The sequence below is a fragment of the Mesorhizobium sp. P3_A9 genome (assembly GCF_056402975.1).
On record NZ_JBFUGJ010000010.1, the window covers coordinates 21,074 to 34,071 of the forward strand.

General features: G+C 62.8%; 11 protein-coding genes. 6 read left to right on the forward strand and 5 right to left on the reverse strand.

Annotation, left to right across the window (positions count from 1 at the left end; genetic code table 11):
* Nucleotides 1-69 precede the first annotated feature (69 nt).
* The 5 genes from AC1DX0_RS03470 to AC1DX0_RS03490 all read left to right on the forward strand — a co-directional run bounded on the left by AC1DX0_RS03470 (nt 70) and on the right by AC1DX0_RS03490 (nt 5,183).
* Entirely contained in the window at nt 70-864 is a 795-nt protein-coding gene (locus tag AC1DX0_RS03470; protein WP_477223229.1) for a class I SAM-dependent methyltransferase, read from the forward strand.
* A gap of 6 nt (nt 865-870) precedes the next feature.
* Nucleotides 871-1,557, forward strand: a complete 687-nt coding sequence (gene betI / locus AC1DX0_RS03475) for a transcriptional regulator BetI (protein ID WP_477223230.1) — start codon at nt 871-873, stop codon at nt 1,555-1,557.
* A 48-nt stretch (nt 1,558-1,605) separates the two neighbouring features.
* Entirely contained in the window at nt 1,606-2,688 is a 1,083-nt protein-coding gene (locus AC1DX0_RS03480) for an ABC transporter substrate-binding protein (RefSeq protein ID WP_477223231.1), read from the forward strand.
* Between the two features lie 111 nt (nt 2,689-2,799).
* Entirely contained in the window at nt 2,800-3,876 is a 1,077-nt protein-coding gene (locus AC1DX0_RS03485) for an extracellular solute-binding protein (protein WP_477223232.1), read from the forward strand.
* Nucleotides 3,873-5,183, forward strand: a complete 1,311-nt coding sequence (locus AC1DX0_RS03490) for a flavin monoamine oxidase family protein (RefSeq protein ID WP_477223233.1) — start codon at nt 3,873-3,875, stop codon at nt 5,181-5,183. Before AC1DX0_RS03485 ends, AC1DX0_RS03490 begins: the two co-directional genes overlap by 4 nt.
* Here the strand turns inward: AC1DX0_RS03490 and AC1DX0_RS03495 are convergent.
* The 3 genes from AC1DX0_RS03495 to AC1DX0_RS03505 are packed head-to-tail and all read right to left on the reverse strand — an operon-like array spanning nt 5,147 to nt 8,008.
* Nucleotides 5,147-6,220, reverse strand: coding sequence for an ABC transporter ATP-binding protein (locus AC1DX0_RS03495; protein ID WP_477223387.1), 1,074 nt, complete (start codon nt 6,218-6,220; stop codon nt 5,147-5,149). The two genes, AC1DX0_RS03490 and AC1DX0_RS03495, sit on opposite strands and share 37 nt — an antisense overlap.
* A 52-nt stretch (nt 6,221-6,272) precedes the next feature.
* Nucleotides 6,273-7,094, reverse strand: a complete 822-nt coding sequence (locus AC1DX0_RS03500) for an ABC transporter permease (RefSeq protein ID WP_477223234.1) — start codon at nt 7,092-7,094, stop codon at nt 6,273-6,275.
* The gene (locus tag AC1DX0_RS03505; RefSeq protein ID WP_477223235.1) at nt 7,091-8,008 is read right to left on the reverse strand and encodes an ABC transporter permease; all 918 of its coding nucleotides are present in this window, start codon (nt 8,006-8,008) and stop codon (nt 7,091-7,093) included. Before AC1DX0_RS03505 ends, AC1DX0_RS03500 begins: the two co-directional genes overlap by 4 nt.
* A gap of 256 nt (nt 8,009-8,264) precedes the next feature.
* Between AC1DX0_RS03505 and AC1DX0_RS03510 the strand changes: the two genes are divergently transcribed.
* Nucleotides 8,265-9,683, forward strand: a complete 1,419-nt coding sequence (locus tag AC1DX0_RS03510) for an aminotransferase (RefSeq protein WP_477223236.1) — start codon at nt 8,265-8,267, stop codon at nt 9,681-9,683.
* 296 nt (nt 9,684-9,979) lie between these two features.
* Here AC1DX0_RS03510 and AC1DX0_RS03515 read toward each other — a convergent pair whose 3' ends face one another.
* Complete coding sequence (locus tag AC1DX0_RS03515) at nt 9,980-11,149, reverse strand: calcium-binding protein (protein ID WP_477223237.1); 1,170 nt, start codon at nt 11,147-11,149, stop codon at nt 9,980-9,982.
* A gap of 178 nt (nt 11,150-11,327) precedes the next feature.
* Nucleotides 11,328-12,530 (reverse strand): aromatic ring-hydroxylating oxygenase subunit alpha, encoded by a 1,203-nt coding sequence (locus AC1DX0_RS03520; protein ID WP_477223238.1) that lies wholly within the window; start codon nt 12,528-12,530, stop codon nt 11,328-11,330.
* Nucleotides 12,531-12,998 lie beyond the last annotated feature (468 nt).

The window sequence follows — 12,998 nt, forward strand, 5'->3', positions numbered from 1 at the left end:
CCCTGACATGCGCTACGCTTTGCCGACATTCGACAGTGCGCAATTTCGGCGATTGGGGACCGAGAGCCGATGATCGAAACGGCAGATGCCGAGCCCGAGTATGACGACACCGCCATCCGCTTCCTCGAGGCGCTGTGGGGCGATGGTTATCTGTCGCCGGGCGGGCCTGATGAGGTCGACCGGGTGGTCGACGGACTCTCGCTCGAGGGCAAGACGATCCTCGATATCGGCTGCGGATCCGGCGGCATCACCCTGCATCTGATCGAGCGCCATGGCGCTAACCATGCCACCGGCTTCGATGTCGAGCAGCCTGTGATCGAGGCGGCCAGGCTGCGGGCTGCGGCGCGTGGGCTGGCGAAGCGCGCCAGCTTTGTCCAGGCGGCACCCGGGCCACTGCCTTTCACCGATTGCTCCTTCGATGTCGTCTTCTCCAAGGACGCGTTGCTGCATGTGCCCGACAAGGACGGCCTGTTCGCCGAGATATTCCGCGTGCTGAAGCCGGGCGGTGTCTTTGCCGCCTCCAACTGGATGATCTCTCATGATGGCGAACCTTCACCCGAGATGAAGGCCTATGTCGCCGCCGAAGGGTTGTCCTTCGCCATGGCCTCGCCGGCACGCTACGCCCAGGCGATGCGTGGCGCCGGCTTTGCCGATGTCACCGTGCGCGACCGCAATCCCTGGTACCGCGAGGTCGCGCGCGGGGAACTGGAAAGGCTGAAAGGACCGCTCTATGCGCCGGTCGCCGCCGTGGTCGGCGCGGCCTATGTCGACAAGAATATCAAGACCTGGGAGGCCATGCAGAAGGTGCTTGACAGTGGCGAGCACCGTCCCACTCATCTGCGCGGTTGGAAGCCGGTTGGATAGCCGGCAATGCTGGAGACCGTCACATCCATGAAGACTTCCGAGGCCAAGGACATTCTCGCCGAAACGGCGCGAAAGGGCGATGCCGAAAAGCGCGGTCGCAAGGCTTCGAAGGAGGTCCGTCAGCTGCAGCTGATCGAGGCGACGATCGATTCGCTGGCCAAGCGCGGCTACGCCGAGACGACGATGGCCGATGTCGCTGATGGCGCGGGCCTCTCGCGGGGCATCGTCAACTTCCATTTCGAAAGCAAGGAAAAGCTGCTGATCGCGACGCTGCAGTACATGTATGACGAGTATTCTACGCATTGGCGCGCTTCCCTGCAGAAGGCAGGCGACGATCCGGCGCGGCAGCTGCAGCAACTGGTGTGGGCCGACTTCGATCGCTCGATCTGCAACAAGCGCAAGCTCGCCGCCTGGCTGGCCTTCTGGGGCGAGGCCAAGTCGCGGCCGACCTATCAGGCGCTGAGCAGTTCGCGCGATAATTATTACCAGCAGGTCTTCATCGATCTCTGCACGACGCTCAAGCAGAGCGGCGCGTATGCCTATGAGCCGCAGGTGATGGCGCTGGCGCTGTCGGCCATGCTGGAGGGGCTGTGGCTGCGGCTGATGATGGGCACCGAGGACACAACGCGCGAAACAGCCTTGCAGGCGGCCAACGCTTTTTTGGCCGCGGCTTTCCCGAAGCATTACGGTTAGCAACAGCCGGCCGCCAAGACCGGCAAGACCAAAAGAGGATGGAACAGCATGAAAAAACTTAGCCGACGCCTGACATTGACATTGGCGCTGGGCGGCGCGCTTGCGGCTTCGGCGGCAGCGTTCGCCGTCGCCGCCGACAAGGACCTGATCGTGTTCGACTGGTCCGGTTATGAGGATCCGAGCTTTCACCCGAAATATGTCGAGAAGAACGGCGATTCGCCGACCTTCGCCTTCTTCGGCGACGAGGACGAGGCGTTCGAGAAGGTGCGCGCCGGCTTCAAGGCCGATCTCGGCCACCCCTGCTCGCAGAGCGTGACGAAGTGGCGCGAGGCAGGCCTGCTGCAGCCGCTCGACACCTCGAAGATATCAGGCTGGAAGGACCTCAATCCCGGCATCATGGCGATGAAAAATCTCGCCACGACCGATGACGGCAAGGCGTGGTTCATGCCGTGGGACTGGGGCAACACACAGCTTACCTACAACTCCTCCAAGATCGATGCCAAGGACGTGCAGTCGCTGAAGGCCTTCGCCGATCCGAAGTTCAAGGGCCGGGTGTCGATCGGCGACAATGTCGACGACGCCTATGCGTTGGCGAGCTTGGCCATCGGCCTGAGGGACTGGACCAAGATGACGGATGACCAGTTCAAGCAGGCGTCCGACTTCCTGCGCCAGGTGCACAAGAACGTCCGCTCCTACTGGACCGACACCACCGACATCGTGCAGCTGTTGAGCGGCGGTGAGGTCGACCTCGCCTGGGCCTGGAACGATGCGACTGTGCAGTCCGTCAAGGCAGGCGTGCCGATCAAGTCCGTAAAGGATACCAACGAAGGCATCTCGACCTGGGTCTGCGGCTATGTGCTGTTCAAGGACGCGCCCGGCAACGTCGACAAGGCCTATGATTATCTGAACGCCGTCAACGATCCGGAGACCGCCAAGATCTTGGTCAAGGACTGGGGCTATGGCCAGGCCAACGCCAAGGGCATGGCCGGCGTCGATCCGGCGATCCTGAAGGAAAAGGGCTATGACGACGTGCAGAAGTTCGTCGACAAGACACTGTTCCAGTCGCCGCTGCCGTCCGACCTCAAGCTGAAGATGATCGCCGAATTCGAGAAGATCAAAGCCGGGTATTGATCCCGTCCCGACTGCCCGTCCGTCGCCGACAGCGCGGGCGGACGGGCCTCGCCAAAGCGGATGATTTCTCCTAACCTCGCAGCAGCTTTTTCGCGATGGGGGAGTTTCGCCATGACGTCAGTGCTACGCCGCCTTGCCCTTGCAGCAGCGTGTGTGATCGGCGCCGGCGCGGTCTATGCCTGGGCGGAAGGCGGCGGCGATCTCGTGGTGTTCGACTGGTCCGGCTACGAGGATCCTCTGCTGCATCCCGCCTACACGGCCAAGCACGGCGCCGAGCCGACCTTCGCCTTCTTCGGCGACGAGGACGAAGCTTTCGAAAAGATGCGGGCGGGGTTCAAGACCGACATTGCGCATCCCTGTTCGCAAAGCGTTGCGAAATGGCGTGACGCGGGCCTGTTGCAGCCGCTCGACACCTCCCGGATTGCCGGCTGGAAGGATCTCAATCCCGGCATCATGGCGATGAAGAACCTCGCCACCACGGCCGACGGCAAGGCCTGGTTCATGCCGTTTGACTGGGGCAATACGGCACTGCTCTATCGCACCGACAATGTGACGGCTCAAGAGGCGCAGTCGCTGCGGATCCTCGCCGATCCGAAGTTCAAGGGCCGCGTCACCATCGGCGACAATGTCGACGATGCCTACGCGCTGGCGAGCCTGGTCATCGGCCTGAAGGACTGGACCAAGATGACCGACGCGCAGTTCAAGGAGGCGTCCGACTTCCTGCGCCAGGTGCACAAGAATGTCCGTCTCTACTGGACAGACTCGAGCGACATCGACCAGGCGTTCTCCGGCAATGAGGTCGATCTCGCCTGGGGCTGGGGCCAGACACTGATCGCGATGAATGGGCAAGGTGTTCCCGTCGCCATGAACCGCGACACCAGGGAAGGCATGTCGACCTGGGTGTGCGGCTACGTGCTGATGAAGGACGCGCCGGGCAAGCTCGACCAGGCCTATGATTTCCTGAGCGCGGTCAATGCGCCGGACATTTCGAAATACATGGTGACGACGTTCGGCTACGGCCATGGCAACAGCGCCGGCATGGCCGCGATCGACCACAAGGTGCTGGCCGAGCGCGGTTTCGACGACATCGACAAATTCCTCGACAAGACGCTGTTCCAGCAGCCGGTCGCGCCCGAACTCAAGAAGCGCATGGTCGACGAGTTCGAGAAGATCAAGGCCGGCTATTGAAGAGCGAGCTGGAAAGAACCGACGTCGTCATCGTCGGTGCCGGCTTCACCGGCCTGTCGGCGGCGCTTGAGCTGAAGCAGGCCGGCGTCGGCTTCCTGTTGCTTGAAGCACGCGACCGCGTCGGCGGGCGGGTCGAGGCGATCCGCAACGGTCTTGGCGAGCGCATCGACAGCGGCGGCCAATTCCTGTGCGAGGACATGCCGGAGGTGATGGCGCTGGCGAGGGCGCGAGGCAAGACATTCGTCGAAACCTATGTCGAGGGCGATTTCATCACCCATCCGTCGATGTCGGCCAAGGACGCCAAGCGGACCTATCACGGCGCCATGGCGATCCGCGAGCGGATGAATGGTATCGAGCCGGACGACCCGTCGATAGAAGGCATGACCGTCGCCGCCTGGCTGGAACAGCAGCATGATCCCATCGATGCCAAGACGGCTTTCCGGTCGATGATCGAAGGCCTGTGGTGCCTGCCGATGGACAGGGTGCCGCTCTGGTACCTGATCGACAATGACCGACGCATCACCAACGAGGTGCCGGAGCTGCAATATTCTCTGCGCGAGACGATGCAGTCGCTGGCCGAGGATCTTTCTGACGACCTCGGCGACCGGGTGCTGTTGAATGAGCCGGTCCTGCGCATCGAGCATGGGCCGCAAGGCGTTCGTGTCGTCTCGGCCAACGGCGCGATCGAAGCGCGTCAAGTGCTGGTCGCCCTGCCGCCGGCGACGGCCGCGAAGCTCGATTTCGCGCCCGCCTTGCCGCCCTCTCTCGGGCACGCGCTTGGCGTCTGGGAAAGCGGGGCGGTGATCAAGATCCTGGTGCGCTATTCCCGGCCGTTCTGGCGCGAGCGGGACTTGAGCGGCATGGTGATGTGGCGCGACCTGCCGGGACTGTTTGCCTGCGACGCCAGCAAGGACGCGGAGCATGCAGCGCTCGTCGTTTTCATCGGCGGCCCGCTCGCGCTGCGCTGGCGTGCGCTCGACGCGGCGGGGCTGCGTGCGGAAGTGACCACCCGATTGCAGGAAGCACTCGGGCCGGATGCCGGAGATGTCATCGATTTCAGGTCGCGCGACTGGATACAGGACCGCTGGAGCGGCGGGGCCTACAGCGACCTCATTGTCGACGTGACGGCGAGGGATTCCGAGCGGACGATTCTTGGCGGTGCATCGCCAGTCCATTTCGCCGCTTCGGAACTGTCGCCGTCATTCCCGGCCTATGTCGAGGGTGCGATCGTTGCGGGACGCATCGCGGCGCGCAAGATCGTGGCGCAGCTTCAGTCGCCCATCGCCACCAGCGCCTCGGGATCGTAGGCGAGGCGTATCGGGGTGCCGACCGGAATGTCGTCGGCGCCGAAATCGTTGGTTTCGGTTACCGACAGTGGCTTTTCCAAGCCCGGTATCTCGACGATCAGGTGGGTGATCTCGCCGAAATAGTGGCGTTCGACCACCTTGCCGGCGACCTCGAACTTTGCCGTCGCATTGTCCCACAGCACGCGCAGGCGTTCGGGGCGGATGCCCAGCGTGGCGCCGCCGCCATTGCGCACGAAAGCCTTCGGCTTCTCGGTCTTGACGCGGCCGAAGCCCAGCGTGTCGACGACCAGCGAGGTGCCGTTCTCCTCGACGATCTCAGCCTTGACGAAGTTCATGCCGCCGAGGAAGTCGGCGACCTGGCGGTTGACCGGCCGCTGGTAGATTTCCTTGGGCGAGGCGACCTGTGCGATCTTGCCGCCGAACATCACGGCGATGCGGTCGGACATGGCGAGCGCCTCATACTGGTCGTGGGTGACCAGCACGAAGGTGATGCCGACCGCCTGCTGCAGCCGGCGCAGCTCGACCTGCATCTGCTCGCGCAGCTTCTTGTCGAGTGCCGACAGCGGTTCGTCGAGCAGCAGCACCTTGGGCCGCATGACCAGCGCGCGGGCGAGCGCCACGCGCTGACGCTGGCCGCCGGAAAGCTCTGTGGCTAGCCGTTTGCCAAGCCCGGTCAGCGACACCTGCGCCAGCGCTTCCTCGACGCGGCGCTTTTCCTCGCCGCCCTGCAGCCTAAGCCGCTTCAGCCCATAGGCGACGTTCTGCTCGACATTGAGGTGCGGGAAGATCGCATAGCTCTGGAACACCATATTGGTCGGCCGGCGGTTGGCCGGAATGCCTTCCATCGGTTGGCCGCCGACGGCGATCGAGCCGCTGGTCGGGTTGTCGAAGCCAGCGATCATGCGCAGCAGCGTGGTCTTGCCGCAGCCGGACGGGCCGAGCAGCGAGAAGAACTCGCCCTCGCGGATGGTCAGGGACGCGTCGTCGAGCGCCTTGAACGATCCATAGCTGCGGGTGACGTTGCGGATCTCGATCATGGCCCGATCGGATTGGGCTCGCTCGGATTGGGGGCGCTCGATCTGCGGCTGTTCAGGCATAGAGGCCTCCCTCGTTCTGGGTGCGTCTGGCCGCGCGGCGACGCAGGATTTCGGCGACGGTCATCAAAAGGAAAGAGGCAACCAGAAGCAGCGTGCCCAACGCCAAAACGCCCGGCAGTTTCGAGGCGAAACGCAATTGGCCCCAGATGTAGATAGGCAATGTCGCCTCGGTGCCGGTCAGAAAGAAGGCGATGATGAACTCGTCCAGCGAAATGGTGAAGCACACCAGCAGGCTGGAAATGATCGCCGGCGCCACCATCGGCAACGTCACGCGCCGGAAGGTGCCGAAGGCGCTTTCGCCGAGATCGGCGGAGGCTTCCTCCAGGCTGCGGTCGAAGCCTTCGAAGCCGGAGGTCAGCACCGTCATCGAATAGGGAATGCAGACCAGGACATGGCCAAGCACGACGGTGAACAGCGACAGGCTGAGGCCCAATTGCAGCATCACCAGCAGCATCGAGATGGCGACGATCACCTCGGGCAGCACCAGCGGCGCCATGATCAGGCCGTTGATGGTGCGGCGGCCGGGATAGCGGTAGCGAGTGATCGAACGGGCGGCGAGGATGCCGAGCACCGTAGCGAGGATCGAAGCCGAGACACCGACTTTCAGGCTGTTCCAGGCGGCGTCGAGCAGGGCCGGCGTATGCGGCAGGTCCGCATACCACTGCAGCGTGAAGCCGGTGAGCGGGAATTTCGGCGTTGGCGCCGCGTTGATCGAGAAGATCGGCAGGAAGATGACGGGCAGATAGAGGAAGACGACATAGAGGAACGCATAGACGGACAGCCAGCCGCCCGACAGGAAACGCCGCGCCCTCATCGTGCCAGCCTCTGCAGTGCGCGTATGATCAGCACCGTGGCGCCGGCCATCAGGGTGACGATCAGCATGGTGGTGACGGAAAGCGCGGCCCCCAACGGCCAGTTGGCCGCCTTGCCGAACTGCGCCTGGATGGCGTTGGCGATCATGACGCCGTCCTTGCCGCCGACCAGCTTCGGTGTGACGTAGTCGCCGACCGTCGGGATCATGACGATCAGCGCCGCCGAGATGACGCCCGGCGCCGACAGCGGCAAGGTCACGCGCAGGAATGAGCGCAAGGGACCGTCGCCGAGATCGGTGGCTGCTTCGACCAGCGTGCGGTCGACCTTTTCCAGCGAGACGAAGATCGGCAGGATGGCGAAGGCCGCCCATGCATGGGTGAGCGTGATGATGACGGCGGTCGAATTGTAGAGCAGCGCCGTCGATGGCTCATCGATGATGCCGAGGCCCATCAGGCCGGAATTCAAGACGCCGTTGTAGCCGAGGATGACCTTCCACGACATGACGCGCAGGAGATAGCTGGTCCAGAACGGGATGGTGATGAGGAACAGCCACAGGCTCTTGTGACGGCCGCCATGGAAGGAAATGAAGTAGGCGATCGGGTAGGCGAGGATCACGGTGAACAGGCTGACCGTCAGCGAGATGTAGAGCGAGCGCCAGAGGAGATCGCGGTAGATCGGCTCGGTCAGCGCGACGCGGTAGTTTTCCAGCGTGAATGTGCGGTCGATGGTGAGATAGTGCTGCGTCCAGAAGGAGTGAGCGATGACCACCAGGATCGGCAGCACCAGCAGGATGAGGGCGTAGAGAAAGGTCGGACTGATCAGGGCAAAGCCCTGGACGGGCTCGGATTGCAGAAGGGCATTTCGTCTGGCCCGCGTCATGCGCCACGGGGGCGACCCTTCCACAGCCGCCGTCATTGCAGGGCCCCGGGCGTGATCTCGGTTGCGGGCTTGGACTTTTCCGCCATGCGGCATCCCATTGTGCTGACGCCGACTGTCGTTCCCCTTGCCGGCTTTCTTTCATCATGCGCGCATCCGTGGATTGAAATCAAGCGCTATTTCTGAGATATTGATTGAACGGACATTCAAAATTAGGTGAAGAAAGCCGCCATTTCCGGCCTTTGCCGCCGAATTTGAGGTCCAGGAAAAATTCGATAGAGATGTGGAGACGACAATGGCTGCGGTGAGAGACCTGAAGGCGACCGAACCGGCAACGCTTGGGGATGACGATGCCGTTGAACTGGCCAAGCGCCATCTTATCCAGCCCTGGCCGTACGCTGGTTCTGTCGGTGCGGAAGCTCGCGCACTGATCGGCGAGGGCGACGGCATCTACATCACCGACAGCACCGGCAAGCGGCTGATCGACGGGCCTGCCGGCATGTGGTGCGTCAATGTCGGCCACCGCCGCGAGGAACTGGCCAGGGTGATGTACGACCAGGCGATGGCGCTGTCCTACAACACGCCCTGGTACACCATGAACGCGCCGTCGGCCGAACTTGCCATGCGCATCGCCGGCCACGCGCCGGGCGATCTCAGCCATGTCTTCTACACAACCGGCGGTTCTTCGGCCGTCGAGACGGCGCTGCGCTTCATGCAGTTCTACAACAATGTGCGCGGCCGCCCGGAAAAGAAGCTGATCCTGTCGCGCGGCGGCGCCTATCACGGCTCGACCTATCTGTCGGCCTCGCTCAACGGCCGTCCGCGCGACCGCGACTGGATGGACGGCGCCGACGAGCTGGTGATCAAGCTGTCCTCGCCCGATCCGTTCCGCCGTCCGCACGGCATGAGCCTTGCCGCCTTCACCGATTTCCTGGTCGATCAATTCCGCGATACGGTCGCCCGCGTCGGCGCCGACAAGATCGGTGCTTTCGTCGGCGAGCCGGTGCAGGCATCGGGAGGCGTCGTGATCCCGACGGACGGCTATCTCAAGCGCATCCGCGAAATCTGCCGCGACAACGACATCCTCTATGTCTCCGACGAGGTGGTGACGGGCTTCGGCCGGCTTGGCCATGTCTTCGCTTCGGGCGAGGTGTTCGGCATCGATCCCGACATGATCACCTTCGCCAAGGGCGTCACCTCGGGCTATTTCCCGCTCGGCGGCGTCATCATTTCGGAACGGCTGCTGCAGGAGTTGCGCCGCTCGAACCATCCCGACGCCATGTTCGGCCATGGCCTGACCTACACAAGCCACCCTGTCGGCTGCGCCGTGGCGCTGAAAAACCTCGACCTGCTGGAAGAAGGCGTGCTTTCCCACACGCAAGCGGTCGCGCCCTATTTCCAGGCGCAGTTGAAGACGCTGGAAGAGCTGCCGCTGGTCGGCGAGGTGCGCGGCGTCGGGTTGATGGGCTGCGTCGAATGTGTTGCGGACCGCGAAAGCAAGGACCCGCTGCAACTCGACAAGGATGTCGGCAAACGCATCGACGCCCATTGCCACGAACTTGGCTTGCTGGTGCGGCCGCTGATCAACATGTGCGTGATGTCGCCGCCGCTGATCATCACGCGCGAGCAGATCGACGACATGGTCGGCATTCTGCGCGAGGGTATTTCGCGGACTATGGATGATCTCAGAAAAGAAGGCGTGTGGCGGGGGTGAGGCTTCTTCCTTCTCCCCGTTTCACGGGGAGGTGAGGAAGGTCCGCGCAGCGGACGAAAAGCCAATTGCTTGGCTTTTCGAACGACGAACGCCCTAAGGGCGGATGAGGGGCGGCGCCAGCGTTGGCGATTGGTCGCATCGGTAAATGCGTCGTCGGTCCAACGCGATAATCCTCGCAAGCACAGTGCTGCACCTCACCTGCCTGCCGGCATCCTCTCCCCGTATAGTGACGGGCATAGGGGTGCTCTCGTCAACGGTTTCGCCCAATTATCCGCGCCCGCGCTTTTGGCGGCGAACTATTCCCACGGCATTTTTACGGGCTGATCGGCGGCGCGGATAAGGAGCGTCCTTCCATCCCGGGGAGTATCGAAGGCCAGCTTGGCCCCGGCCATGGCACCCGTCAGCTTGACGGTCATGGTGTCGGCGCTGTCCGAAAAGCCGATGGTCAGCGTGCCGTCGTCGTTCTGGGTGACCATTGCATTGGCCATGTCCAGACGCTGCGTGCCGTCATCGTTAAAGCGCGAGATCGCCAGTGCTCCATTGGTCTCGATCTGGTCCTGGCCTTCGCCATTGACCAGAAAAACATGCGCGGCGCGGTCGCCGGTGTTGTTCAGGACGATCCTGTCATCGCCTGCGCCGCCGTGGACGGAGGCGATCTTGTCACCGGTGATGACGATCGTGTCATTGCCGTCACCGCCATCGACATCGCTGACATCGGAGGCCGTGATTTGCAGCAGGTCGTTGCCGTCTTCGCCATGCACGCGCGAGGCGCGCTCGGCGCTCACGGTCACGGTGTCATCGCCCGATCCGGCATATATCTGGTCCAGGCCGCGTGCGGCCACATTGATCGTGTCGTGACCGTCGCCGCCATAGACATGGCTCACGCCGGCGGCGGCGATGGCGATTTGGTCGTTACCGTCACCGCCATCGACTAGCCAGACGGAGCGGCCGGAGCTTATGGCAATGGCATCATTGCCGCTGCCGCCATAGACGCGGCTCACCTGAGATGCCGCCGCCAGAGCGATGCTGTCATTGCCGGCGCCACCGTTGATGACGTCTATGCCGCGGTCGAATGGTTCCTGCCCGGCCTGTGTGCTGGTAATTGCAATGGCGTCGTTGCCGTCGCCGCCATCAATGTTGGTGGCGCTGCCGTGCGCGGCGATCGAGATCGCATCATCGCCATTACCGGCGTAGATGCGGCTGACAGAGGTCAGTATGCGGCCGTCCCAATTCGTGAGGCCGCCCGAGGTGCGGATGGCGATCACGTCATTGCCGGCGCCGGTGTCAACGTTGTCGGCCTCGTTGGCGTCTATGGATACCGCGTCGTTGCCGCTCCCGGTCGACATGCTGACGGTTGCGCCCTGTGCCTGGGCGGCGACGGCGGTGTTGCCCTTCGCGTCCATGAGGATGCGGATGATCGTCGAGACCGCCTTGCTGGAGCGATCGTCGCCCAACAACGCAGGCATTGCCGACAGATCACGGCCGGATGCTTTGGAGTTTACGCCCTGCAGGAGCTGGACGGCCAGGCCTGCCGTAGGATTGGTCCGAAGTGGTGAAATGCTCGACATGCCCGGGTCCGACGGCCAGTGGCGGCCGATCCCACACTATCGTGCCTTTGGTTATCAAACGGTGATAGGCAGCGTCCTACGATCGTGACCTGAGCGCGTCGTTCAGATTCCACATGTCCTTCTCCTCGGGCGCCGTCTCCAGCCCCAGCACCGGCAGCATCTTGCGCAGATGGTCGTGGTGGGTGCGCACGCCATATTCGAGGTCGGAGAGATAGAAACCCTCGAAAGCTTCGGACAGCATGGATTCGTTCGACCACACCGACAGCTGTACATCTTCCGACATGGTGTCGCGGTCGATGCGGAAGGAAAGGTAGCGGGCGGCGGCCTGCTCGCGGCTTTCGTCGCGGTAACGGTAGATGGCGCCGCGCAGCAGGGTCTCACCCGTCGACAGCGGAAACTCCTGATAGAACTGCACGGATTCCGGCATCACCGAAATGACCGCATTGGGGAAGATGCCGTAGTAGACCCAGGCCTTCTTCAGATAGTCCGGCAGATGCGCCGGCTCGGGCGCGATCTTGACGTAGTTCTTGACGCTCCAGCGGCGGCCGGCATGCGGGTTGTAGGTGGCGAAGGAGCGTGAGACGCCGTTGATGAAGGGTTCGTCGAAATAGGTAGCGCCATAAAGATCCTGCAGGGCAGGATGCGCCATGGCGACGTGATAGCCCTCATTGTCGACATCACGCACCGACTTCCAGTTGACCGGGGTCTTCTGGCTCCAGATGCCCCAGGACGGCACCATGTCGGCGGCCTTGTAGTGCGCGAATTCGGGCTCGATCGGCTTCATCAGCTCGGCGACCGAAGGCTGCGGTCCGCCATTGCGGAAGCGGATGAAGATAAACCCCATCCAGACTTCGAGGTCGAGCTGCATCAGGCCGAACTCGGCCTTGTCGAGGTCGGGGAAGGAGCGCGGGCGCGCGGCGCCGCGCAGCGTGCCGTCGAGATTGTAGACCCAGCCATGGAACGGGCACACCAGCGCGTTCTTGCAATTGCCCTGGCTGTCGGCGACGACGCGGCTGCCGCGGTGGCGGCACATGTTGTTGAAGCCGCGCACGACGCCGTCCTTGCCGCGCACGATCAAGGCGCGTTCGCCGACCACGTCCATGGTCAGATAGTCGCCGGCGTTGGGCACGTCGCTGACATGACCGACGATCTGCCAGTGGTTGCGGAAGACATGCTCCTTCTCGAGCTCGAGAAGGGCATCGGAATGGTAACTCCAGCCCGGTAGCCCCCGCCGGTCCCAATCGTTGGGGATCGCCACGTCACGGAGGTGCGGGTTCATAAAACGTCTCTTCTTTTTGTTGAATAATCATTCAATAAAATCATATTTTGCATTGAAATGCAATGGCTTGTGAAAATGCTAAGGATTCCGAGGTGGGTTCCATGGATCGCCGGCGGAGGAATTCGATACGGCTGCTGCCTCAGAAAATCGCGGAGAATCCGGGTGTTAGCCCCGGTTCCGGAATGCCGTTTCCGCGCGGTTTCACAAAGCGTGCGAGCTGAAGAACGAGCCGCCTCGCCGGAGGCAAAACCGCTCCCCCCGCGTGGCCTGATCGGCTGTTCGGCAGGCGCCTGGTTCGGGACAGTCTGACGGGAGTCGATCCGGGATTCGCTTAACTCGGCAAAATGACAGCTGGAATGACCGATTTTGCCCGGTCTTGCCCGATTGCGCTGTTTCAATCTGGTTACATTGCCAGACCTGCGCCAATTTTGTGCTGTTACAAAGTGCGATTAAGTTCGTTTCATCATC

Excerpts from the sequence above, each read along its gene's own strand:
- AC1DX0_RS03485 (WP_477223232.1), top strand. The coding sequence starts at position 2,800 with ATGACGTCAGTGCTACGCCGCCTTGCCCTTGCAGCAGCGTGTGTGATC.
- AC1DX0_RS03495 (WP_477223387.1), bottom strand. The coding sequence starts at position 6,220 with ATGATCGAGATCCGCAACGTCACCCGCAGCTATGGATCGTTCAAGGCG.
- AC1DX0_RS03520 (WP_477223238.1), bottom strand. The coding sequence starts at position 12,530 with ATGAACCCGCACCTCCGTGACGTGGCGATCCCCAACGATTGGGACCGG.
- AC1DX0_RS03480 (WP_477223231.1), top strand. The coding sequence starts at position 1,606 with ATGAAAAAACTTAGCCGACGCCTGACATTGACATTGGCGCTGGGCGGC.
- AC1DX0_RS03505 (WP_477223235.1), bottom strand. The coding sequence starts at position 8,008 with ATGACGGCGGCTGTGGAAGGGTCGCCCCCGTGGCGCATGACGCGGGCC.
- betI (WP_477223230.1), top strand. The coding sequence starts at position 871 with ATGCTGGAGACCGTCACATCCATGAAGACTTCCGAGGCCAAGGACATT.
- AC1DX0_RS03515 (WP_477223237.1), bottom strand. The coding sequence starts at position 11,149 with ATGCCTGCGTTGTTGGGCGACGATCGCTCCAGCAAGGCGGTCTCGACG.
- AC1DX0_RS03470 (WP_477223229.1), top strand. The coding sequence starts at position 70 with ATGATCGAAACGGCAGATGCCGAGCCCGAGTATGACGACACCGCCATC.
- AC1DX0_RS03510 (WP_477223236.1), top strand. The coding sequence starts at position 8,265 with ATGGCTGCGGTGAGAGACCTGAAGGCGACCGAACCGGCAACGCTTGGG.
- AC1DX0_RS03500 (WP_477223234.1), bottom strand. The coding sequence starts at position 7,094 with ATGAGGGCGCGGCGTTTCCTGTCGGGCGGCTGGCTGTCCGTCTATGCG.